This is a genomic window from Arthrobacter sp. NPDC056493 (assembly GCF_042795115.1).
Taxonomy (GTDB): Bacteria; Actinomycetota; Actinomycetes; order Actinomycetales; family Micrococcaceae; genus Arthrobacter.
The window spans coordinates 1-21674 of sequence record NZ_JBHTSL010000081.1; the positions used below are offsets into that span (position 1 = coordinate 1).

The window sequence follows — 21674 nt, forward strand, 5'->3', positions numbered from 1 at the left end:
CAGCCGGAGGCGAGGCGGGCGACTTCCTCGAAGGGCAGGTCGGCCCACTGGCCGGTGAACAGGGTGTACGGGCGGGACATGGTCAGGCTCCTTCGCTGGCGGCGGTATGCATCATGTGAGAGGCGCAAGGGGAGTCACGGAGAAAGGTACTGCCAATAGCCGGTCCACTCCGTTCACAAACGCCTTTACGTGGTCTTCTTCGTTATGGGCTTCGAGGTCCTCGTTACGAGCCCAGCCTTCGAGGAGGACGAAGGTTCCGGGTCGCTGCCCGTCAGAGAAAACGGTGTACTCCAGGCATCCTGGATCTTTTCGGCTTAACGTCTGCAGAGAGTGGAGGGCTTCTTGAAGGTCGGCTTCGTGTCCTGCTTTGGCGATGAAGACCGGCATGAGCCAGACTTCTGCTGCGTCCTGCGGGGCTGGGAGGGTGTTGGGCATCTATCCGTCCTTGGATGGTCTTGTGCAATGTGCGGGAGGGACGGCTCAAGGCCCTCCCTCCCGCGTTAGTCAGATCAACTGTTGATCTGCGGGACCTCGACCCATGACTCTTTCGCGGCGGATTCGACGATCGCGTCGTCGATGAGGGCGACCTGGTAGCCGTCGGCGAAGTTGGGGCTTACGCTGCCGCCTTCTGCAATGGCTTTGAAGAAGTCGTAGGCTTCGATGATCTTCGTTTCGCCGTAACCGATGCCGAGCGCGGGAATGGGCCAGAGCCCTTCACCGTAGGGGTGGGCCGGTCCGGTGTAGACGGTGCGGAATCCGCGGCGGTCGGCTTGGTCGGAGGCGAAGGCTACCTGCAGTTCGTCGCGGCGTTCATAGTTGAAGACGATGCTGCCTTCGGTTCCGTGGATTTCGAAGGTGATGTAGTTGTTCCTGCCGTGGGCGTTGCGGGTCGCTTCAACGGATCCTACGGCGCCGTTGGCGAAGCGGATCATGGTCATGACTTCGTCATCGACATCGACCTGGCCCTTGGGGCCTTCCCCACCCCGTACGGTGCCGAGTGCATCGGCTCCGCCCGCCTGCAGCGGCCGTTCGGGAATCCAGGTGGAGAGAACTGCGTTGACGGCGCTGAACTCGCCGACGAGGTATCGGGCCATGTCGATGACGTGTGTGGCGATGTCGCCGAGGGCGCCGGAGCCTGCGATGTTTTTTTGGAAGCGCCAGGACAGCGGGGAGTTCGGGTCGGCGCTCCAGTCCTGGAGGTAGGTGCCGCGGAAGCTGAGGATTTGTCCGATGGCGCCTTCCTCGATGTATTTCTTTGCCAGCGCGACTGCGGGGGTGCGCCGGTAGTTGAAGGCGACCATGTGAACGATGTTCTTGTCTTTGACAGCGTCGTACATGGCCTTGGACTCCTCGCCGGTACGGGCCAAGGGCTTTTCGCAGATGATGTGCTTGCCTGCTTCGGCCGCGGCGATGGCAATTTCGGCGTGGAGATGGTTGGGTGTGGCGATGTCTACGACGTGGATGTCTGGATCGTCAATGATGCTGCGCCAGTCAGCGGTGGAGTTCTCGAACCCGAAGCGGCGGGCCGCTTCGGCGGCGAGTTCCGGGTTGGCTTCGGCGATGGTATGGCGTACGGGGAGGGCCGGGGCGGGCCAGAAGAACATGGGCATGGCGGCGTAGGCCAGGGAGTGGGCCTTGCCCATGAAGCCGCCGCCGATGAGACCGACGTTGAGGTTTTGCATGTGAATCTTGTTCCTTCCGGAAAGCTCGGGACACGCCGGCTGTGGCTGTCCCTCGCGGTTGAAAAATCAGTTAAAGGAGCTTTTCGAGGTATTTCTTGCTAAGTTCTGCTGCGGCTCGCGGATCACCGTCGTAGTTGTCGAGTTCGACCATGAGCCAGCTGTCGTATCCGCTTTCGCGGATCGCGGCGATGATGTCCGGGAAGTCAAGTTCTCCCTGTCCCAGGGGCAGGAAATTAAAGGGGTCCTTCTGGAAGTCCTTGAGGTGGACGTGCTGGATCCTGTCGCGGTACTTCCGGATGACTGCGGCCGGGTCTGCGCCGCCCGCTGCAAGGTGTGCCGTGTCCGGGCAGAAGCCGATTCGGGTGAGCGGCGTGAGCCGGTCCAGCTCCTCCGGGCTTTCGACGATGGTGCTCAGGTGTGGGTGGTAGCTTGCCGACAGGCCGAAGCTTTCTGCGATGTCCGCTACGCTGTCCAGCGCCTCACCGAGGCGTTGGTAGTCCTCGTCGGCGGTTCCGGCCGCGCGCCGTGCTCCACCGCCCACTACGAGCCGTTCCGCTCCGAAGCTCGCTGCCAGTTCGGCGGCACGGTGGATGCGGTGCATTTCGTCCGGGAGGATGTCGGCGTAGATGAAGTTTGCCCCGGTGTACACGCTTGTCAGGGCGACTCCTGAACTGCTCAGGATATCTTTGAGTTCCTCGGGCTTTTCTGCGTACTCGGCAAGGTTGCCGTCAAACATTTCAACACCTTGATAGCCGACAGATGCGATGTCCTTGACGGCGTCCCTCATGGAGCCGTGGGTCATGTAAAAGAGGTCCTTGACGCTCGTCACGCCTTGCGGGTGGCCGACGACGCCGCCCCAGGTGATGGAACAGTAACCAAGTTTCATTGTTTCTGCCTTTCAGATGCTGAGGGGGATCTGAGTAATTCGAATGGGGTGTCAGTGCCGGGAACGTCTACCCACGTCTGTTGTGCAGCGGAGGTGACGAGTGCATCCGTCAGGAGTGCTGCGCGCAGGCCGTCCCGGAATGTGGGCAGGCCTTCGGGTTTCTGCCCCTGAACGGCTGCGTATACGTCGGTGACGAAGGAGTTGAAGCTGTCCTGGTATCCCTGGGGATGCCCCGGTGGAAGTTTCGCGTACCGCCGGCCGCCGGGCGTGCTGAGGGTCTGGGGACCGACAGCTATTTCGGAACTGGAACCTGTACTTCCCACGTGAAGGGTGTCCGGCCGTTCCTGGTTGAAGCTGAATGACGCTTCGGTTCCGTCGAAGGAGAACCACAGTCGGTTCTTTCTCCCCGGGCTGACCTGGCTGACCACCAGCGACCCGGTGGCTCCCTTATCGGTCTCGAACAGGAGCGTGGCCCCGTCCTCGGTGGCCACCGAGGACAGGGTTCCGCCGGTTTCGCGCTGCTCATAGGCCCGGGTGGTCTTCGCCACCAGCCTGGTGATTCGGTGTCCGGTGGTGAACTCCATCAGATCGCACCAGTGCACTCCGATGTCGCCGAAAGCCCTGGAGGCTCCTCCGAGCTTTGAATCAACCCTCCAGTTTGTGGCTTCCGCGCCCACCAGCCAATCCTGCAGGTAGGAACCGTGCAGGAGCCAGAGGCGGCCCGCCTCGCCGCTGCGGATTCGGTCTCGTGCCTCGCGGACGGCTGGATAGAACCGGTAGACGAAGGGCACGGCCGCGACGACGCCTGCCTGCTCGGCGAGGCGGGTGAGATCGCTGGCGTCCTTAACACTGGTGGCGAGGGGCTTTTCGCAAATGACGGCTTTGCCTGACGCGATGGCCTTGCGTGCGAGGTCGGCGTGAGTGGCGTTAGGGGTGCAGATGTGGACGACGTCCACATCGTCGCGTGCGATCAGTGCTTCTGGGGACTCGGCTGCGGTTCGGGCACCGAGCCCGGCTGCTGCTGCTTCGGCCGAAGCTTGGCTGCTTCCGGCGACTGCACTGACCTCGCCGCCTGCTGCGCGCACCGCGTGGGCATGGACTGAGCCCATGAATCCTGTGCCGATGATTCCGGACCGTAGTTTGAGGGTCATGTGGTTCTTACTTCTTTCGGGCCAGGGCGACGGCCAGGATGATGATGGCGCCACGGACCACCTGCTGCTGGCTGCTGTCCAGTCCGGCCAGGATCAGGCCGTTGTTGATCAGGCCAATCAGGAGGGCACCGAAGAGAGTTCCCATGATGGAGCCGAATCCGCCGAAGAGGCTTGTCCCGCCGAGGATGACAGCGGCGATGGCGGAGAGCTCGTCGCCCGATCCCCACTGGAACCGGCCGGACTGGAGGCGCCCTGCATACAGCATGCCGGCCACGCTCGCGACCATGCCCGAGATGAGAAGCACCTGGAACTTGATGCGCTTGGTGTTGATGCCGGTGAACTCGGCAGCGTTGCGGTTGCCGCCCGTTGCGAGTACCTGGCGGCCGAACTTCGTGCGGTTCAGCACGACGGCGCCGACGGCAACGAAGATGGCGCTCCAGACAACCAGACCCGGAACGGGACCGAAGTCGCCGGACCCGAACATCATGTTGAACGTGTCGTTAAGGATTGGCTGCGGGGCCGAGGCGGTGATCCACTGGGCGACGCCCACAGCGATACCCAGCATGCCCAGCGTCACGAGGAAGGAAGGGATACCGAGGAGACTGACCAGTGCGCCGTTGATGGAGCCGACCACGAGTCCGACGGCAAGGCCGGCGAGGATTCCGGGGATCAGGCCCCACTGCGACAACGCCATGGCTGTGCAGACGCTGGACAGGCCGGCTACGGATCCGACGCTCAGGTCGATTTCAGCGCAGGAGATAACGTAAGTCATGCCCACCGCAATGACGGTGATGGTAGCGGTCTGCCGGAAAATGTTCAGCAGGTTTTGTGGGGACATGAAGCCTTGGTCGCGCAGCAGGACGGCGAAGAAGAGGAAGACGACGACGAAGCCGATGTAGATGACGTAGCGGCGCCAGTCGAGCTCTTTCAGGATCGTTCCGAAACTGCGGTGTGCCGCGGTGTCGCGGGCGGGAATGGTGTTTGCCTTGCTCACTGTTCAGACTCCCTGGACTGCAAGTTGAAGATATTCCTCGTCAGCGATGTCGCTGCGGGGGATGTCACGGATGACGGAGCCGTCCTTGAGGACGAGGACGCGGTCGCTGACCGCGAGGAGTTCGGGGTATTCGGAGGAGATGACGATGACGGCTTTGCCGGCGCTGGCGAGTTCGCGGATCATGTCCAGGATCTCGCTCTTGGTGCCGATGTCTACGCCGGCGGTAGGTTCGTCCAGGATCAGGATGTCCGGGTCGGTGCCCAGCCACTTAGCGATCACCACCTTCTGCTGGTTTCCGCCCGAAAGCAGCCGAACCGGGCGGTTGGGGTGGGCGACCTTGACCGCGAACTTCTTGATGAGAGACGAGGACAGATCCTTGCCCTTCATGGAATCAAGGAACGGTCCCCGCCGAATCTGGCCAAGCAGGGGCAGCAGCAGGTTGTCGCGGACGGAGTGGTCCAGGACCAGGCCTTGAGCCCGCCGGTCCTCGGGGATGAGGGCGACGCCGGCGTCAATAGCCTGCTGGGGCGAGGTCAGGTTGGTTTTCTCCCCGCGGATGAGGATGTCTCCGCTGTCGCGACGGTCGATTCCGAAAAGTGCCCGGGCGAGTTCGGTGCGGCCGCTGCCCATGAGACCGGCCAGGCCCAGAATCTCCCCTGGGCGGAGCGAGAAGGAGACGTCCTTTACCCGTGGCCCGGCATTCAGCCCGCGGACCTCCAGCAGGGGTGCTCCCTCGTGAGCGACGTGGTCCCGCTCGCGGTAGGCAAGCTGGCCCTCGATCTTCTTGCCGACAATGCCCTCCACGATCTGTTCCGGTGTCACAGCACTTAGCGGCTCGGTGAGGAGTCTGCGGCCATCCCGGAGGATCGTGATCCGGTCGGCGAGCCGGTAGACCTCATCCATGCGGTGAGAGATGTAGATGATCGAGATACCACGCTGCTTGAGCCGGTCAATCAGTTCGAAGAGCGCTTCGGACTCGTGACGGGCAAGGCTTGCTGTGGGTTCGTCCATGATCAGCACCTGGGCGTTCTGCGAGAGCGCCTTGGCGATCTCGGTCAGCTGCCAGTAGGCCGTGCCGAGCCGGGAGACCTCGGCCTGGGGGTCGACGTCCACCTCCATCTCGGCGAAGACTTCCTTGGCCCGCCGCACCGAGGCGCGGTCGTCGATGAGCCCGCCCGCGCCGAGCGGCTCAGCGGCAAGAAAGATGTTCTGGGCGACAGTCAGGCTCGGTACGAGGCTGAATTCCTGGAAGACCATCCCGATGCCGGCAGCCTTCGCGTCCTGAATCGAGTTGATGGTCGCCGGTCTGCCGCCAATGACGATCTCGCCGGCGTCGGCCTGATAGACGCCCTGCAGGATCTTCATGAGCGTGGACTTCCCGGCCCCGTTGCCTCCTGCGAGGGCGTGGACCTCGCCCTTCCGGACGTCGAAGCTGACATCCTTCAGAACTGAAACGCCGTTGAAGCCCTTGGAAATCGAGCGCATCTCGACGACATTGTCTGCGGTGTTCATTGTTGCCCTTTCGGGACGGTGCGGGGTTGGGTACCCGCACTGTCGGGTCTGGCTACTTCTTGTAGGACTCTTGAATGTCCTTCGGAGCGTCCTCGTGGTAGACCTGCTTCCAGGCTTCCAGGACGTTGGAGTGGTCGACCGGGACGGCACTCAAGGCCACATAAGCCGGTGCTTTCTTGCCGATCAGTGCGCCTGCGGCCAGCCGGGCCTCCGTGACTCCCTGGTCGAAAGGAACCTGCGCGCCGAGCCCCACGACGAGCTGGTCTTTGGCCAGGGCAATGGCAACGTTTTTACCGAGGTCCTCGGTGGCGATCTTGAGGTCCTGGCGGCCCGCGGCGCGGGCTGCGGCCATGACACCTTCTGCGGGGACGTCCCACACTGCCCAGATTCCGTTGAGGTCGGCGTACTTGCTCAGCATGGCGTTGGCAGCTGCCTGGGCGTCTCCGGCGAAATCAGGGCCTGCGATGCCTTTTTCCTCGACCATCTGGACATTCGGGTAGTCCTTGGTCATCGTTTCCTTGAAGCCCTGGTAGCGCTGCTTGGTCACGAAGAAGTCGGCCTGGTGGAAGATAAGTCCGATCTTGCCCTTGCCGCCGATGGCCTTGGCCATCTGGTGCGCGGCGACGACACCGTTGCCGTAGTTGTCGGCGGAAACGACGGAAACGTAGTCCTTGCCGGCAGTCAGCCCTTGCGGAATGTTGTCCATGAAGACGAGCTTCGCTCCGGCGGCTGCTGCCTTTTTGTAGGCCGAGGCCGTGGCCACGGGGTCAGTGGGGATGGAAACAATGATGTTCGGGTTCTGCGTCATCACAGTCTCGATGTCCGATACTTGCTTGTCGGGCTTAAAGTTTGCGTCCGTTGTTGCGATGACTTTGACGCCTAGCTTTTCGAATTCGCTCTTAAGGCCGTTGGTCTGCGCGGTGGCCCAGTCGTTGCCGCCGTAGTGCATCACGATTGCAGCCTTGGCATTGAGAGCCTGGATCTTGGCAATCTCTTCGGGCGTGAGCTCTGCTACTGATGCCGGAGAGGGCGCCTCGCCATTGGGGCCCTTGCTCAGGACCTGTCCCTTGATCTTGTCAAGGGCCTGCTGGGCTTTCTCGGATACGCCGGTATCAGGAGCGTTTGAGCTGGCCGAGGTCGAGCTGCTGCAGGAAGCGACGGAAATTGACAGTGCTGCGGCCAACGCCACAAGGGGAAGCCTGCGGATCATCATTGTTCTCCAGTGCTGTTGAGGGATAGGTGGTTGATGGATGGGGGTGGTCAGGCCACGGCAATGGCGAGGGAAGCGGGCGCCGGTGACAGGACAAGTCCACCGGCGGCGGAGGCTTTACGGACAGCACCAGCCTTGTCTGATGCCCTCACGAGGGCCTCCGCATGCTTTTTGTCCACGAAGGGCCCCAGGGAGCACCGTCCAGGGCTTGAACCCACCTCACCGCTTCCCCGGCAGCCTTTGTCATGTCGCCGGTCGCCGCAGTGCCCGAGCCGTCGACGGTCGACAGCGACTCGGGAGCCCCGGCTTGGTCGACAGAAACGACCAAGCGTGTCCACAGGATGTTGTCGTCGAAGACGCCGATGACAGCCGAGGAACCGGCCGAAACGAAGGTGCGGAGAGCGACTGCGAGATCATCGCGTGCTGCGTCCACCAGGAGCAGTCGCAGATTCGCCCACTGGGCGCGGTCGATGTTTCGACGGCCAACGCCCGGAGCGTGTAAAAGTGCGTCGGTAGTGGCGCTAATCCCGCTCTCCTCTCCATTGAAGTATCTTGTCCGTGAACGTTTACGGAATCACCGTGAACGTTTACGCTAGAGATCGTAAACGTTCACGGAGTTGGGTGTCAAGCATCACATCGGCTACAGCTCTGGTCAGGGCCGCACAGCACCCCACCTCGGCTCGGACCGCAGAATGGAAGACAGGAGAGCACGACAGGCATGACCATTCGCCGCGACGCTATCGATCGGGTAGCGGACGCTCCTTTGCGCCGGAAGCCGACCATCAACGACGTTGCTCAAGTTGCCGGCGTCTCGTTCGGGACGGTCTCGAGGGTCCTCAACGACGCGCCGGATGTCAGCGCGTCAACACGCGAACGAGTTCTCCAAATCATCAAGGACATCGGCTACCGCCGTAACCGCGCAGCCACAGCACTGGTCACCAGCCGGTCGACCTCCATAGGCATACTGTCCGACGGCTCCCCCCGGTTCGGCCCGGTAGGGACGCTCATGGCACTCGAGAACGTTGCGCGGAAGAAGGGCTACGCCACAACCGTCATCAGTGTCGAAAAACCCTACGAAGATTCCGTGCAGGCCGCCCTCGACAGCCTCGACGACACCGGCGTCGGGGGGATCATCGTCATCGCTCCTCTCGTCGACATGGCGGCGGCGGTCTGGAGCGCCAGATGCCGTGTACCAGTGGAGATGATCGCAGCCGGAGCATCATCGACTCCAAACGTCTTCACGTACTCAGAAAATCAGGAGCTCGGAGCGAGGCTCGCCACCGAACACCTCATAGACCTGGGCCACACCGACATCGCTCACTTCGCCGGCTCCATGGACTGGTTCGATGGACGGGTACGCAAGCGCGGCTGGGAGGCCGCTCTACGCGAGGCTGGCCTCGAACCAGGCCTGTGCTTGGAGGGCGACTGGAGTCCACGATGGGCCTACGAAACCGGTCTCCAGCTCATTCGCGAAGAAAGAATCCCACAGGCGATCTTCGCCGCGAGCGACAATACCGCCCTTGGGCTAATCCGGGCCTTCGCCGAAAAAGGCGTCCGCGTCCCGGACGATGTCAGCATCGTCGGATTCGACGACATCGAAGGGTCGGATTATTTCCTGCCTCCCCTGACTACTGTGCGCCAGGACTTCACCGCACTGGCACTCATGATCACAGAAGTGCTTATCGGCGCCATTGAAGGGCGGGAAGTGGACCCCACGCAGATCGCACCAACCCTTGTTGTTCGGGACAGTTCCACCCGCGCCACATCCCATCCCAGCAATTCGCCAAAAACGCCTGATACTCCCCCCAACCAAAATTGCAGACGCAGTCCTGTTGTCGCCGTCACACTGGAGCGCGACCCGCAACTGAAGTAGTCCGAGGTGCAGACCGCCAGTGGCGACCAAGGCATTCCCCTTGATACCGGGGACGAGATAACCGAATATCTGCGACCACCGGTGATATCGCCAACGCCATAATTTTCTGCGTCAGCTTTGATTGAAGCCACGGGAGGATGTGATCATCTCCGAGGGGGCATCCCCTTAACGGAGATGATCAGGGCCTTTCGAAACGCAGAACGCGAGAACGCGTAGCTGTCGTCACCGACATTTCTGGCCACCCACTGCTTGCGTGACTAACCCCCGTAGCAGCCGATCAAAACATAAGGTTGAGGTACACCCCAACCTGACGTCACTGAGCTGCTGCGTTTCGCCTGCGACGGGGACACCGTCGTGGTGCACAGCTATGGACCGGCCTGCGACCCAGCCTCGCTGCTCAGGTCCCGATACCGAGGTGTGCGCCACCTGCTACATCGAGGGACACGCCGGTGATGTAGCGGTTGTCCGGGTCTGCTAGGAAAAGGATGGCGCGGGCGACTTCGTCGGGTTCGGCGAACCGGCGCATGGGCAGCTGCGCGGCGCGCTTGGCCCTGTTCGCGGCTGCGTCCGGTCCCGAGTCTTTTGCGAATTGTGCCCACATGGGAGTGTTTACTGGGCCTGGTGCGATGGCGTTGACCGATATGCCGTTGGGGCCGAGCAGCTCGGCGAAGGACCACATGATGTGGAGCACGGCGAGTTTGCTGGCGTTGTAGGGCAGGTAGTTGAGGCGTGCTTCTTTGGCTGCCACGGAGGAGAGGATCACGATGGCACCTCGAGTTCCGGTCCCAAGCATTGATTGTGCGGTTTCCCGGACCATGGTGAACGTGCCCGAGCCGTTGATCCGCATGATGGTGTCGAATTCTTCGGTCGTTGTTTTCATGATGTCCGGCGTGGGGCCCAGGACCCCGGCTGCGTGGACGAGGGCGTCGATGCGCCCGTACTTCGCGGTGGTGTCACGGACGACGGTGGCGCATTGTTCTTCGGAGGTGATGTCGAGGGGGAAGAAGCCGGCCAGCTCCTGGTCCTCCTTCGGCGCGCGGTCGGCACCGATGACGAGGGCCCCTTCGGCTGTGAGTGCTTCAACGGCTGCATTGCCGATGCCACCGCTTGATCCGGTTACCAGAACGACCTGGTCTTTAAGGCTCATCTGATGACTCCGCTGATCTGTTGCTGCCCTGTGGTTGGCTTGTGGGCTGCTCGTTTCATCTTTCTAGTCCTTACGTGAGGTGGGTTTGGCCGCGCTGCGGGGCGCGGTCGATTCAGCGGCCTGTGGAGCGTGCTGTTGAGGCCTGGGTTGTCTGCCATCCCCGGCCCAGGGTGGAGTGCCTGCCGGTGCTGTTTAGCTGTTGCCGCTGGTGGCGTGGCTTGCCCATTGCCGGCCTTCTTGTTCTTCGGTGGGCAGTCCGGAGGCGGCGAGGATCCGGTCGAGCAACCGCTGGGTATGAACAGCTTCGCGGCCGGAGGTGAGCGGCTGTGCCCGGTCAGCGACCCGGTCCAGGAAGTGGTGGACGGCGGCGGAGAATCCGAGTGTGTCGGTCGCTGTTGCCCAGCCGTAGGCCTCGGCGCTGAGTTCGCGTGATGTGGTGACTCCCCTGACGGTGGTCGACACTGTTTCGGGTGCGCGCACTTCTACGGTTTTGCCGTCGCCGTAAGCGTCGAGTTTCTCGTTCCAGGCACCTGCTGTCCTGGCAGCCATCAGTACCCCGGTGTTTCCGGTGCTGAAACGGATCATGGCGGCGGTGCCGTCTTCTTCCCAGGGATCGTTACCGGCTGCGTGGGCGGCCACGTCCACGGGTTCGCCACCGCAGTACCACCGGAGCAGGTCAACCATGTGAATGGCGTTCTCGAACGTTGCGCGGTATTCCGATCCGGGGCGGTTCTTTTGCGCGACGCAGAAGGTAGCGCCTTTCGCGCCGAACAGCTCACGGCCGGCGGTGTAGACGGGCGCGTAGCGGCGGTTGAAGTCGACCATCAGGATGCGGCCGCGTTCGTCGGCAAGGTCGGCCAGACGCTCGGCTTCTTCCGTGGCGGGGGCCAGGGGTTTTTCGCAGAACACGTCGACGCCGTTGTTAAGGCACAGCTGGACGGCGTGGGCGTGTTCGGACCGGGGGGTGAGGACGAAAACGGCGTCCAGGTCCTGGACGTCCAGCATGTCCTCGACTGAGCGGTAGGCGGCGCCGAAACCCCAGCGCCGGACCAGGTTTCCCGGGTCTTCGCGGCGCGATACCAGGGCTGCCAGCTCGACGTCATCGCGCTGGACGAGTGTGGGCAGTTGGGCGATGGTGGCGATGTTGCCGGCGCCGATGACGCCGACGCGAAGGCGCTGGCCGGTCATCGGGCGTTCTCCATTTCTGCGATTTCTGTGAGCATGGCGCGCAGTGCGGTGGCGGATTCCCGGAATCCGTCCTCGGGGGTGGGGAGGTCTTGCGGGTGCCAGCGGTATTCGTACTCGATGCTCAGCAGGTCATCGTAGCCGTGGCGCAGCAGGGCCGCGAGGATCTGGGGCCAGGGAAGGACGCCGGTGCCGATCACCCTCGACCGTACGGCGCGCTCGGACGCGTTGACGCGGGCTGTTTCCGTGGCGCGGAAGGCCGCCGAGGGGTCGGTGAAGACGAGGTCTTTCGCGTGGACGTGACCGATGAGGTCGCCCTGGACGGCAAAGGCCTGTTCGAACGATTCGTCGTGGGTGAAGGTGAGGTTGGCCTGGTCGTAGAGGACACGAACGGCCGGGTGGGCAATTTCGCGGACGAGTGCGGCGGTTTCTGCCGCGGTCTGGGTCATGGTGCCGAAGTGGTTTTCCACGCACAGACGCACGCCGGCCTGTTCGGCCTCGGGTGCCAGGGCCTGCAGGGCCTCCCGCAGTTTCGCCCATCGCCGGTCATGATCTGGATCGCCCGGGTGCCAGGAGCCGGCGTACACACGCACCCGGTCGGCGCCGAGCAGATGCGCGGTCTCAATCGCGCCACGGAACTCTTCGACTCCCCCGCGCCACTCACTCTCGTCCAGCGAGTTGATGGCCGTGGTGTAGGGCGTGAGGCCAATGATCGGCAGACCCTCGCCCTCTGCCGCCTTCAGTGCCTCCATCGCGGCGCGCCGGTCCCCCTGCGGCAGGCCCGAGGTGTACCCGTCCTGGTAGATGACTTCGGCGGCATCTAGCCCCGCGGCCCGAAAAAGCTTCAGTGCCTGGGGGACCGTATGGTCCGGTGTACCGAGTGTGTGACCTGCAAGCCTCATTGTTGAATGTCCTTCCGGGAAGTGTCTTGGGTGGCCGTCCAGTCCGCTGGACCGACGAGCCGAGGTGGGGATGCGACGCGGGACCGGTCGACGATTTCCATCAGCAACCCCCAAGGGGTGACGAAATAGGTCCAACGGTTGCCGGCCACGCGCGGGCTGTCGCCGGCGACTTCCTTGCGCTCCCCGAGCACCCGCACTCCGGGGGTTTCCTGCAGCACCGCGATCGCTTCGTCGACGTCGTCCACGACGAAGCACAGGTGGTGCCCGCCGGCGTCGCAATGCCGCGGCGCGGTGTCCCGCCGCTCAGCGCTGCTCCATTCGAACAGCTCGATGTTCAGGTTTGGGGGCAGGCGGAGCATGGCCAGGGTGAGCCGGGCATCGGCAGGAACGTCGAAGTTCGTGGGCATGAACTCTGCGTCGGGTCCGCGGTCGGAGCGGTACAGCTCCTCGGCGCCGAGCACTTCAACGAAGAACCTGATGGCGTCCTCGAGGTTCGGAACTGTCAGGCCGACGTGGTCGGTGTGCCGCAGCCCGGGCAGCCGCCGCAGGGGTCCTTCATTGGCCGCGGTCATTTGCGCGGTCCTGAGGTGGAGGCGCGCACCAAAAGTTCGGGTTCCAGAACGACGTGGTCCACCGAGCCGTTCAGGTTCTGCTTTTCCGCCAGTTCGATGGCGATGTTTCCCATGTCGGCGATCGGCTGCCGCACCGTGGTCAGGGCCGGGTTGAACCGGGCACCCAGGGCCAGCCCGTCAAAGCCCATGACCGATACGTCCTCCGGCACGCGGATGCCGCTTTGACCCAGAGCCGAGATGACCGCGAAGGCGACCATGTCATTGGCGGCGATAATCGCCGTCGGTGGATTCTCCATCTCCAGGTAGTGTTTGGCCGCGCGCGCTCCCGCGTCCGGATCGGAGCCGCTGTCGAGCACCAGCGGCGTGCCGTTGCCTTCGGCTGACAGCTCCAGGTAGGCGTCCATCCGGTCCTGGGCGGTGTGCGTGCCGGCGATGCCGGAGACGTAACCGGTCGAGGTGTGCCCCAAGGAACGCAGGTGTTCCAGAGCCAGCATGATTCCGCGGCGGCTGTCGACGGTGACCGTGGGAACCGAGGCGTCGCCTTCCACACGGTCGATCACCACCACCTTGTGGCCGAAATCGAAGCGTTTCAGGGCCTCGGTGTCGACTTTCGTGGAGGGCGCGACGATCCCGAAGGGCGCGTACATGGCCTGCATAGCGGTGAAATACCCGTCGGTCTTGGCAGGGTCTCCGTTCGTGACGCACAGCAGCAGCTGGTAGCCGCGCTCGTCCGCGGCCTGCGTCATCGTCTTGGCAAGTTCTGCAAAGAACGGGTTGGTGATGTCAGGGACGATCAGCGGGACGAAGGTGCTGGTCTTTCTGCGCAGAGCCTGGGCAAGCGGGCTCATCGTGTATCCGAGCCCTTCGGCGACGCGGAGGATGTGTTCGCGGGTCTCGCTTTTCACCGCTTCCGGCCGGGAGAATGCCCGGGACACCGTTGAGCGGTGGACACCGGCCGCCTTCGCGACAACGTCAATACTGAGGTCGGCCATTTTCTTTTCCTCCGTGGTCGTCGTATGCCTGCCAAATCGGGCGCATCACATCTTCGAGCTGGTTCAGTGTCGGCAGCCCCCGGAATCCATCTTCCAGCGTCTGCGCGACACGGCGCACGAACGGATCGTAGAGGGGGTCGCTGTCGACCTCGATCACGGCGGACTCAGTTGTCCCGTCCAACGCGGTGAACGTGGCCGAACCGTCCGAGTTGACGGCGGCGAATCCCGCCGCACCCGCCGACGAGTAGCTGCAGTACCGCTTTAACGGCGAACCCGGAAAGGCGTACCCGACCTCTACGATGGCTTCGCGCCCGCTCGGGGTGGTGATGATGAGGCTGGCATGGTCCTCAACGGCCCCGCCGTGCAGGGCCGACGAGAGCCGCGAGTCGACACTCGCCGCTGACTCGTCACAAGCCTGCAGGAACAGGTCAACGAAATGCGGTCCCAGGTTGGCCAGGCACCCGCCCCCTGCAGCAGCAGGGTCAACCATCCAGGGATTGCCGTTATCCAGGTAACGCGAGGGCGGCCCGGCGATGAAGGACATCCTCTGGTACGTCGGCCGGCCGGCCTTGGCCAGCCACCGGTCGACGGGACCGCCCCGCTGAACGAGCGGAACCGTCGCGGGCACACCGGCCGCCTCCGCGGCCTTCCGCACCTGGACAAGTTCCGCCAGGGTCGTTCCCAGCGGCTTCTCCACCACGAACGGAATGCCGCGCTCGATCAGCGCAAGACACTTTTCCGCCATGCCACTGTGCGGGCCGAAGACATAGGCGAGCCCGAGATCCGGCAGATCCACCAGGCGCCGCCAGTCAGCCTCCACCGGAGCGTCCCACGCCGTCGCGAGTCCCTGGACGAGCGACACGTCCTCGTCACCGATGCCGACGACCTGGTGTTCTTCGCCGATCGCCCGCGTACAGAGCGGGACGTGCCAGTGTGAAGCACCAAGGATGATCGTGCGAGTTTTACTCACCCTGCCAGCCCCTTTGCTAAGTAGGAGTTCGATTGTTTTGCTCAGCATGAGATCGATTGCTGAGATCGGTTGCAATAACCCTATGGATGGTGGGAGAGTTTGTCAACGACACTTCAAGAGTGGCTCAGGGCTGTTCCGGAATAGGGAACCCGCCCGGGCCAGAAGAAAGGCCAGCAATGTACAAAAAACTTCGCACCCTGCAGACCATCGACGAATCCGGCGCCGTCCTCATCGTCCGCCTCGAGAACGCTGACGTCGCAGAACGCGTGGCGGAAGCGGCGATCGCCGGAGGTTTCCGCGCACTGGAAATCACGCTCTCGATCCCGGGCGCCGTGGACGTAATCCGCCAACTCTCCGCCAAGCACGGGTCCGACGGCGTTGCGGTCGGAGCCGGAACGGTCCTGGACGAGCACTCAGCCTACGAATGCATTCGCGCCGGCGCCGACTTCCTCGTCAGTCCGCAGCTGAACCCGGCAATGATCCGGACAGCCAACCGCTACCAGATACCCACCATCAGCGGCGCCTACACACCCACTGAACTCGTTAACACGGCAGAGGCAGGCGCTGACATCCTCAAGCTCTTCCCCACCGAAGCCGGCGGCATCCCCTACGCCAGGTCAGTCCTCGCCCCGCTCGCACACCTGCCGATCATGCCGGCAGGCGGCGTAACCGTAGAGAACGTCGGCGAATGGTTCGCCGCCGGCGTGGCAGGTGTCGGCGTCGGCAGCTACGTGACCAAGGCATGGCAGCCGGACGGCGACTTCTCCCGCGTCACCGAGGCCGCCAGGGAGTTCCTCTCAGCAGTGGCAGAGGCTCGCCAATGACAGCCCCGAAAGTCTTTATCGTCATCGGCCCTGCGGGCTCCGGAAAGACGACCATTGCCCAGCAAACAGCAAAAGAGCACGGAGCTGCATATCTGGACAAGGACCGGGTCTGCGGCCGCCTCGTCGAGTTTGCTTTGAAGTCGGCCGGACACGACCCCACCGACCGGGAAGCCAACGCCTTCTATCGGGACAATCTGCTGCCGCTGGAGTACCAGACGCTCATGGATGTCGCCGGAGTGAACCTGCGGCTGGGACGGTCCGTGGTGCTCGATGCCCCCTTCGGTGCTTACTTCGCCATACCGGACTACCTGACGCGCGCCGCGGAAGAATTCCTCTGGCCCCTGTCCGAGACTACCGTGGTGCGGGTACACGTCCCCGAGGATATTCTCCGGGGGCGGCTCATTCAGCGGGGCCTGGAAAGGGACCGGTGGAAACTCGCGCACTGGGACGAGTACTGGGCATCGTACGGCAGCCTGGACTGCACCTGGTCCGGAGTCGGTTTCCTTGATCTCAACAATGAAAAGCCCCTGCCCATTCAGGGTTAGCTCTTTAGGTCAGGCCCGTGTCGGATCGGCCCCGGCTCGTCCTCTCGTGACGTGTTGGCGAAAGCTTTGGACCTTGTTCATTGAATCGAAAATGACCATTGACAGAGCCGACTAGCCTCCGTATCGTTGCTTGCAACCGATCTCAGCAACCGATCTCAGCAATGTAATCACTGCAACCGATCTCATAAACGCCAGAGCCGCATCAGCCGCCCGGAAGCTTGCCGACAGCAATGCCTTCAAGTCAGACAAGGGCGGCCAAGGGGGCCGCCCACCACGTCGTTTCGGTTGTCCCGAACATTCCAATACCCCTCCCCAGCAAACGTGAAAATATGGAGAGTTCAATGAAGACCTCAAAAGAAGCCGTCGGCAGTCCAGACCCTTCGGGCCTTCCCGAAGTGCCTGAGCACCCTCGCCGCACCGTCAATATGGTGGCGGGCACGATCGGCCACTTCGTGGAGTGGTACGACTGGTACATCTATGGGCTGCTCGCAGCCGTGTTCTCGGGACAGATTTTCCCAAGCGATTCCCCGTTCGCCTCCCTTATCGCGGCACTGCTCACCTACGCGGTCGGGTTTGTTGTACGCCCGCTCAGCGGAATCATCATTTCCCCGCTGGCCGACCGCTTCGGCCGGCGGCTCATCCTGACCCTGTCCATCTCCGGCATGGCGCTCGGTGCTCTGATCATCGGCCTGACGCCGTCATTTGCGACGATCGGCTACGCGGCACCGGTTCTCTTCCTGGTTGCACGCATCCTCCAGGGAATCTCGGCTGGCAGTGAGGCGCAGAGCGCCATCGCATTCATGGTCGAACATGCTCCCGCGAACCGCAGGGGCCTGTTCGGTTCGTTCTCCAACATGGCAAGTGGCTTCGCGACCCTCGCCGCCACCGGCGCCGCGGCACTGGTGACGTCATCCTTCACTCCAGCGGACCTTGCCGCCTGGGGCTGGCGCATCCCGTTCATCGCGGGGGGCATCCTCGGCGTCGTCGGCCTTATCCTGAGGGCCCGGGCAGAAGAGACCCCTGAGTTTGAGGCAACTGCCCTCGTTGACCAAAAGTCCGCGCCGGCACGCCTGATGGACCTGCTTCGCGAACACCCGAAGGCGCTGCTCCAGGCAGCAGCGCTCTCTGCCCCGGCCGTGGCCTACTACACTTGGGCCACTTTCCTCCCCACCTACGCCAAACTGACCACCGGCCGGGACCTGGCCTCCACCCTGGCCGGCAGCGTTATCGGACTGGCCCTGCTTGTGGTCATCGTTCCGGTCTGCGGCGCGCTCTCTGATCGACTCGGCCGACGCAAAATCTTCCCCATCATCGGCGCCATCGGCATGATCGTGCTCTTCTACCCCCTGCTCCTGCTGCTGAACCAGCCAGGCTTCGGCGTGTACGTTCTGGTATCGGCGTCCGGGTGGGTCGTTCTCGGTATCTGGCAGTCCATTTACCCGACCATCCAGGCCGAACTGTTCCCGGCTGCGGTACGGGTATCGGGGATCGGCTTCGCGCACCAGCTCGTGATCGCCGTCTTCGGTGGCACCGCGCCGCTGATCGCCGCCGCATTCGTCGGCGCCGGACAGCCGATGCTCGTCGCGGTCTACATGATCGCCATTGTTGCCGTCTGCCTCGTTGTCTACTTCACCCTGCCGGAGACCGGCAACCGCGGTGACCGTGCCACGGTGGCGCTTGCCGACCCCGAGGTACTTGAAGGCGAACACCTGGTCTCGAGTACTTCGCCCGCCACTGACGGGGCTAATCATTCGCGGTAGGCACTCCGGTACCAAGTAAGCCGTGGCGGCTCGACGGGACAAGAAGGGAGCATGACTTCCCGGGTTCCTTCGAGCCGCCCGGCTCGCGCTTGCAATTCCCTCCGAATCCTCATGCGCTAAAAACACAGGCGAAGAACAGAAGGATGCCTTCAAGTGAACCAAATGATCATTAACACATTTTCCTATTTATGGTCATCTACGGCCATTGATGCGATAGCTGAATTGGTCGACAACGGCTATAAAGTTTTTGAAGTTCCGGTCAGCTCGCCCCATTGCTGGCCGGATGAAATATCCAGCTCTGAGCGTTCGGCAACTCATGCAAGACTGAATGAATACGGCGCTAAAATCAGGTCGCTGAACGCCGGTGGCTACGACATCAATCTGGCCAGTCCCGCCGCCAATATGCGTCGCAAAAGCGTTGAGCACATTAAATCGCTGATCGACCTGGCCGCAGCCTGGGATGTCCGCGAAGTTGTGATATCCCCCGGCACGAGGCGTCCAATGATCTCGCCGTCACTTGAAAAAGTCTATGGGTGGATGTACGAGAGCCTGGAGAAACTCATTCCGCTGGCAAAACAGGCCGGCACGCGACTACTCTTCGAAAACACTCCCTACTGCTTTACCCCTACGATGGAGGACCTGGCAGGGGTCGTAAGCACTATCAACGACGAAGCAGTCAAGATCGTGTACGACGTCGCCAACGCCGCCTACATCGGAGAAGATCCCGTAAGCAGTTTGCTGTCCTACCACGAATCCATCGGGCTAGTGCATATTTCTGATACGGGCACGGAGACCTGGGGCCATGATCCGATCGGCACTGGAGTGATCGACTGGAATGGATTGGGCAAGGCCGTCAACGAAACCTGCGGCGTCAATAACGTAGTTCTTGAAATCATCCGCGAAGACAACCCCGTGCAGGAATTCAAGAAGGCGATGCAGGATCTCAAAAATCATGGCTGGGAACTAGAAAGCTAACCTTCAGCATGTCAGATCGTGGTGCATTCGCCGTGGTTTGTTAAGAATAGAATCGGTTTCGTTGCGAATCGAACTGCCAAGCGACCGGAGTTTGCCATCTCTTGCTCCCTGTCAAAATCTGGTAGTCAACAATAATTCGCAAGAGAATCCCTGTTAACGCAAGAGAATCCCTGTTAACGCAAGAGAATCCCTGTTAAAAGGAGTGTGTGCAATGAGGGCACTGGTCAGTGGCGGAAGCAGCGGCATAGGCGCGTCTACCTGCCTGAGAATCGCAGAGGCGGCCCTGGCCCGGGGCGCTCACCCGATGATTGCCGTGGCTGGGCACGAAGCGAACAGCAGCCAAGAACAAGTAGTTCGTTCAATCCAGTCAATGGGCGGTACCGCCATCGGACTCGCGGGCGACCTCGGTGACCCCGACGTGCCAGCTCAACTCGTAGAGGCTGCGGTAGCTGAATTCGGCGGCTTGGACGCCTTGGTAGCAAACGCCGGAATCGCTAACCCCGGTGCCATCTGTGACGTGTCCCTTGACGACTGGGACAACATGTTTTCCGTCAACCTCCGCGGCTCGTGGCTTCTTGCCAAAGCAAGCTACCCGCACTTGAAGCAGAGCCACGGCGCCGCCTGTTTTACCTCTTCCATGTCTGGCCAGTTACCTCATGCCGGATCAGGCGCTTACAGCCCCAGCAAGGCAGCATTGACGATGCTGGCCCAAACACTCGCGTTGGAATGGGCACCTGACAGTATCCGTGTGAATGTGGTTTCCCCGGGCATGACTCACACACGGATGACCGAAAAAATGTATGCCGATCCCCAAATCAAGAAGGCCAGGGAAGACATCATCCCGCTGGCACGAATTGGAGAGCCCACGGACATAGCCAACGTCATCGAATTTCTTGTAAGCCCGCTATCGGGTTATGTCACCGGCCAAGACATCTGTGTCGACGGTGGCTTCTCTAAGTCCATTCTTAGCCATATCCCTGGCCGACCCAGCTCCAAATCCTGAAGCCCGATCTGTATCGGTACCGCGGAGTGTAACCCTCTCCCCGGGGAATAGCGGCAACCCCGCCACGGCAGCGCTCTCCCCGGGGGCCAGGCATTCTACCTGGCCGCCGTGACGGGCGGGCACCATCGCGCCTGGGGGTGGAGCGGTTGCCGTTCGGCTGTCCCGCCGTCGGGCCGACTCGACGATGTGAGTGCCCGTCGCCGCACCGCCGTGGAAGGCCGACGGTGCGTAGGCCCCGCCCGATTTACCCCGACGGCCGCATCCCCTCGCTAGCGCCGCGGCGGTGGCCCAGCCCCGCCATGAACGCAGAGCGCATCTGATAATGCGGGGGGTGTTCCGGGCGAGAGTCCTAGGGCGTGTCGCGTTTTCAGTTGCTCTCCGGTGCTCAGCTGTCGTCGGTTGAGGAGTTGTTGCCGCGGCCGACGGGTCGGAAAGACCGAAAGCAGCCCTCGGGTAGGAGAGTGTGCCACAAAAAGGAGGCCGACGTGAATCAAACAGCCAGACCGCTTATCCCGGAGCAGCGCCAACAGGAAATTCTGCGGCTCCTGCGGGCGAGAAGGTGCGCTCAGCATCCGCAGCCTCACCGACCACATGAACGTTTCCCACATGACCGTCCGCCGCGATGTCGCTGCCTTGGAAAATTCGGGACAAGTCGTCTCGGTACAGGGCGGAGTCCGTCTGGCGGAATGGACAGGCCAGGCCCTTCCCAGGGAGCGGGAGTTCAGGGCCCACCTCCAATTGCCCCCCCAAGCAGGCCATTGCCCAACTGGCTGCCCGGGCCATCGAGGACGACATGGTGCTCTTCCTGGACGCCGGCACCACCTGCCAGTCGGTGGTAGCCCACCTCGGCGCACGCAAGAATCTCACGGTCGTCACCAACAACTTCTACGTGGTGACCAGCCTCTTCACCCACCCCCACATCCAGGTCATTCACACCGGCGGCACCGTAAACCCATCCAGCGGTTCCAGCGAGGGACGCATCGCGGCCGACGCAATCAAAGGCGTCAACATCGACTTGTTCTTTCTAAGCACCGGAACCTGGAACATGGACCGAGGGGTCACAACCCCCTCGATGGACAAGGTGGAAATCAAACTCGCCGCCCTCCAAGCCTCCACCTCCTGCTTCCTTCTGGCAGACAGCACAAAGTTTGGAACGGTCTCGAAATTCCAGGTCGCCGCAATCGAGAAACTAGACGCGGTCGTCACTGACGAACAGCTCCCCCAGGAAATGCAGGAGAACATCCGCGATCTCGGTGTTGCCGTCCATGCCGCCCGCTTTGGGCAGCGCAGCTTTTCGTAGGCAGGACCCTACGAAAAGAGGTTATCGACATAGGGCACACCCCAGCCTGACACCCCGCTCCGTTACCTATTACGTGGCATTAGGAACGTCCTGGCCGGGACTGTAAATTTGTCGGTGTAACTCCTGAGGAAAAAGGAGAGCTCCGTGACGGATGTGACGGCCGCTGCGATTGATGCGGTGGATGAGGAACT

At 62.4% G+C, this 21674-nt stretch carries 20 protein-coding genes; 7 read left to right on the top strand and 13 right to left on the bottom strand.

Annotated elements, in window-relative coordinates; genetic code table 11:
• Positions 1–111: 111 nt before the first annotated feature.
• The 7 genes from ACFQ50_RS22580 to ACFQ50_RS22610 all read right to left on the bottom strand — a co-directional run bounded on the left by ACFQ50_RS22580 (position 112) and on the right by ACFQ50_RS22610 (position 7438).
• Positions 112–435 carry a putative quinol monooxygenase gene (locus tag ACFQ50_RS22580; protein WP_377997842.1) on the bottom strand — a complete coding sequence of 108 codons (324 nt, stop codon included), beginning with the start codon at positions 433–435 and terminating at the stop codon, positions 112–114.
• 74 nt (positions 436–509) lie between these two features.
• Positions 510–1682: a Gfo/Idh/MocA family protein gene (locus ACFQ50_RS22585; protein WP_377997843.1), complete on the bottom strand. Its 1173-nt coding sequence runs from the start codon at positions 1680–1682 to the stop codon at positions 510–512.
• Positions 1683–1752: 70 nt separating this feature from the next.
• The gene (locus ACFQ50_RS22590; RefSeq protein ID WP_377997844.1) at positions 1753–2568 is read right to left on the bottom strand and encodes a sugar phosphate isomerase/epimerase family protein; all 816 of its coding nucleotides are present in this window, start codon (positions 2566–2568) and stop codon (positions 1753–1755) included.
• Complete coding sequence (locus ACFQ50_RS22595) at positions 2565–3719, bottom strand: Gfo/Idh/MocA family protein (protein ID WP_377997845.1); 1155 nt, start codon at positions 3717–3719, stop codon at positions 2565–2567. The genes ACFQ50_RS22590 and ACFQ50_RS22595 overlap by 4 nt, the downstream gene beginning before the upstream one ends.
• Positions 3720–3726: 7 nt before the next feature.
• Entirely contained in the window at positions 3727–4713 is a 987-nt protein-coding gene (locus ACFQ50_RS22600) for an ABC transporter permease (RefSeq protein ID WP_377997846.1), read from the bottom strand.
• A gap of 3 nt (positions 4714–4716) precedes the next feature.
• Positions 4717–6225 carry a sugar ABC transporter ATP-binding protein gene (locus tag ACFQ50_RS22605; protein ID WP_377997847.1) on the bottom strand — a complete coding sequence of 503 codons (1509 nt, stop codon included), beginning with the start codon at positions 6223–6225 and terminating at the stop codon, positions 4717–4719.
• Positions 6226–6277: 52 nt separating this feature from the next.
• Positions 6278–7438 carry a substrate-binding domain-containing protein gene (locus ACFQ50_RS22610; protein ID WP_377997848.1) on the bottom strand — a complete coding sequence of 387 codons (1161 nt, stop codon included), beginning with the start codon at positions 7436–7438 and terminating at the stop codon, positions 6278–6280.
• Between the two features lie 715 nt (positions 7439–8153).
• On the opposite strand from ACFQ50_RS22610, the gene ACFQ50_RS22615 reads away from it, so the two are divergent.
• The gene (locus ACFQ50_RS22615; protein ID WP_377997849.1) at positions 8154–9308 is read left to right on the top strand and encodes a LacI family DNA-binding transcriptional regulator; all 1155 of its coding nucleotides are present in this window, start codon (positions 8154–8156) and stop codon (positions 9306–9308) included.
• Between the two features lie 397 nt (positions 9309–9705).
• Here ACFQ50_RS22615 and ACFQ50_RS22620 read toward each other — a convergent pair whose 3' ends face one another.
• The 6 genes from ACFQ50_RS22620 to ACFQ50_RS22645 form a co-directional block, all read right to left on the bottom strand.
• Positions 9706–10455 (bottom strand): SDR family NAD(P)-dependent oxidoreductase, encoded by a 750-nt coding sequence (locus ACFQ50_RS22620; RefSeq protein WP_377997850.1) that lies wholly within the window; start codon positions 10453–10455, stop codon positions 9706–9708.
• Positions 10456–10647: 192 nt separating this feature from the next.
• Complete coding sequence (locus ACFQ50_RS22625; RefSeq protein ID WP_377997851.1) at positions 10648–11643, bottom strand: Gfo/Idh/MocA family protein; 996 nt, start codon at positions 11641–11643, stop codon at positions 10648–10650.
• Positions 11640–12542, bottom strand: a complete 903-nt coding sequence (locus tag ACFQ50_RS22630) for a sugar phosphate isomerase/epimerase family protein (protein ID WP_377997852.1) — start codon at positions 12540–12542, stop codon at positions 11640–11642. Before ACFQ50_RS22630 ends, ACFQ50_RS22625 begins: the two co-directional genes overlap by 4 nt.
• On the bottom strand, positions 12539–13114 hold the full coding sequence (locus ACFQ50_RS22635) for a VOC family protein (RefSeq protein ID WP_377997853.1): 576 nt from the start codon (positions 13112–13114) through the stop codon (positions 12539–12541). Before ACFQ50_RS22635 ends, ACFQ50_RS22630 begins: the two co-directional genes overlap by 4 nt.
• Positions 13111–14106 (bottom strand): LacI family DNA-binding transcriptional regulator, encoded by a 996-nt coding sequence (locus ACFQ50_RS22640; RefSeq protein ID WP_377997854.1) that lies wholly within the window; start codon positions 14104–14106, stop codon positions 13111–13113. The genes ACFQ50_RS22635 and ACFQ50_RS22640 overlap by 4 nt, the downstream gene beginning before the upstream one ends.
• Positions 14087–15076: a Gfo/Idh/MocA family protein gene (locus ACFQ50_RS22645; RefSeq protein ID WP_377997855.1), complete on the bottom strand. Its 990-nt coding sequence runs from the start codon at positions 15074–15076 to the stop codon at positions 14087–14089. Before ACFQ50_RS22645 ends, ACFQ50_RS22640 begins: the two co-directional genes overlap by 20 nt.
• A 176-nt stretch (positions 15077–15252) precedes the next feature.
• Between ACFQ50_RS22645 and ACFQ50_RS22650 the strand changes: the two genes are divergently transcribed.
• The 6 genes from ACFQ50_RS22650 to ACFQ50_RS22675 all read left to right on the top strand — a co-directional run bounded on the left by ACFQ50_RS22650 (position 15253) and on the right by ACFQ50_RS22675 (position 21483).
• Positions 15253–15900 carry a bifunctional 4-hydroxy-2-oxoglutarate aldolase/2-dehydro-3-deoxy-phosphogluconate aldolase gene (locus ACFQ50_RS22650; protein WP_377997856.1) on the top strand — a complete coding sequence of 216 codons (648 nt, stop codon included), beginning with the start codon at positions 15253–15255 and terminating at the stop codon, positions 15898–15900.
• On the top strand, positions 15897–16445 hold the full coding sequence (locus ACFQ50_RS22655) for an AAA family ATPase (RefSeq protein WP_377997857.1): 549 nt from the start codon (positions 15897–15899) through the stop codon (positions 16443–16445). The genes ACFQ50_RS22650 and ACFQ50_RS22655 overlap by 4 nt, the downstream gene beginning before the upstream one ends.
• A 341-nt stretch (positions 16446–16786) precedes the next feature.
• A complete protein-coding gene (locus ACFQ50_RS22660) occupies positions 16787–18205 on the top strand; it encodes an MFS transporter (RefSeq protein ID WP_377997858.1) in 1419 nt (472 codons plus the stop codon).
• Positions 18206–18367: 162 nt separating this feature from the next.
• On the top strand, positions 18368–19180 hold the full coding sequence (locus ACFQ50_RS22665) for a sugar phosphate isomerase/epimerase family protein (protein ID WP_377997861.1): 813 nt from the start codon (positions 18368–18370) through the stop codon (positions 19178–19180).
• 211 nt (positions 19181–19391) lie between these two features.
• Positions 19392–20183 (top strand): SDR family NAD(P)-dependent oxidoreductase, encoded by a 792-nt coding sequence (locus ACFQ50_RS22670; RefSeq protein ID WP_377997859.1) that lies wholly within the window; start codon positions 19392–19394, stop codon positions 20181–20183.
• 793 nt (positions 20184–20976) lie between these two features.
• The gene (locus ACFQ50_RS22675) at positions 20977–21483 is read left to right on the top strand and encodes a DeoR/GlpR family DNA-binding transcription regulator (protein ID WP_377997860.1); all 507 of its coding nucleotides are present in this window, start codon (positions 20977–20979) and stop codon (positions 21481–21483) included.
• Positions 21484–21674 lie beyond the last annotated feature (191 nt).

Excerpts from the sequence above, each read along its gene's own strand:
- ACFQ50_RS22635 (WP_377997853.1), bottom strand. The coding sequence starts at position 13,114 with ATGACCGCGGCCAATGAAGGACCCCTGCGGCGGCTGCCCGGGCTGCGG.
- ACFQ50_RS22655 (WP_377997857.1), top strand. The coding sequence starts at position 15,897 with ATGACAGCCCCGAAAGTCTTTATCGTCATCGGCCCTGCGGGCTCCGGA.
- ACFQ50_RS22650 (WP_377997856.1), top strand. The coding sequence starts at position 15,253 with ATGTACAAAAAACTTCGCACCCTGCAGACCATCGACGAATCCGGCGCC.
- ACFQ50_RS22610 (WP_377997848.1), bottom strand. The coding sequence starts at position 7,438 with ATGATGATCCGCAGGCTTCCCCTTGTGGCGTTGGCCGCAGCACTGTCA.
- ACFQ50_RS22640 (WP_377997854.1), bottom strand. The coding sequence starts at position 14,106 with ATGGCCGACCTCAGTATTGACGTTGTCGCGAAGGCGGCCGGTGTCCAC.
- ACFQ50_RS22630 (WP_377997852.1), bottom strand. The coding sequence starts at position 12,542 with ATGAGGCTTGCAGGTCACACACTCGGTACACCGGACCATACGGTCCCC.
- ACFQ50_RS22605 (WP_377997847.1), bottom strand. The coding sequence starts at position 6,225 with ATGAACACCGCAGACAATGTCGTCGAGATGCGCTCGATTTCCAAGGGC.
- ACFQ50_RS22590 (WP_377997844.1), bottom strand. The coding sequence starts at position 2,568 with ATGAAACTTGGTTACTGTTCCATCACCTGGGGCGGCGTCGTCGGCCAC.
- ACFQ50_RS22670 (WP_377997859.1), top strand. The coding sequence starts at position 19,392 with ATGAGGGCACTGGTCAGTGGCGGAAGCAGCGGCATAGGCGCGTCTACC.
- ACFQ50_RS22615 (WP_377997849.1), top strand. The coding sequence starts at position 8,154 with ATGACCATTCGCCGCGACGCTATCGATCGGGTAGCGGACGCTCCTTTG.
- ACFQ50_RS22620 (WP_377997850.1), bottom strand. The coding sequence starts at position 10,455 with ATGAGCCTTAAAGACCAGGTCGTTCTGGTAACCGGATCAAGCGGTGGC.
- ACFQ50_RS22660 (WP_377997858.1), top strand. The coding sequence starts at position 16,787 with ATGAAGACCTCAAAAGAAGCCGTCGGCAGTCCAGACCCTTCGGGCCTT.
- ACFQ50_RS22585 (WP_377997843.1), bottom strand. The coding sequence starts at position 1,682 with ATGCAAAACCTCAACGTCGGTCTCATCGGCGGCGGCTTCATGGGCAAG.
- ACFQ50_RS22675 (WP_377997860.1), top strand. The coding sequence starts at position 20,977 with ATGGTGCTCTTCCTGGACGCCGGCACCACCTGCCAGTCGGTGGTAGCC.
- ACFQ50_RS22595 (WP_377997845.1), bottom strand. The coding sequence starts at position 3,719 with ATGACCCTCAAACTACGGTCCGGAATCATCGGCACAGGATTCATGGGC.
- ACFQ50_RS22665 (WP_377997861.1), top strand. The coding sequence starts at position 18,368 with ATGATCATTAACACATTTTCCTATTTATGGTCATCTACGGCCATTGAT.
- ACFQ50_RS22625 (WP_377997851.1), bottom strand. The coding sequence starts at position 11,643 with ATGACCGGCCAGCGCCTTCGCGTCGGCGTCATCGGCGCCGGCAACATC.
- ACFQ50_RS22580 (WP_377997842.1), bottom strand. The coding sequence starts at position 435 with ATGCCCAACACCCTCCCAGCCCCGCAGGACGCAGCAGAAGTCTGGCTC.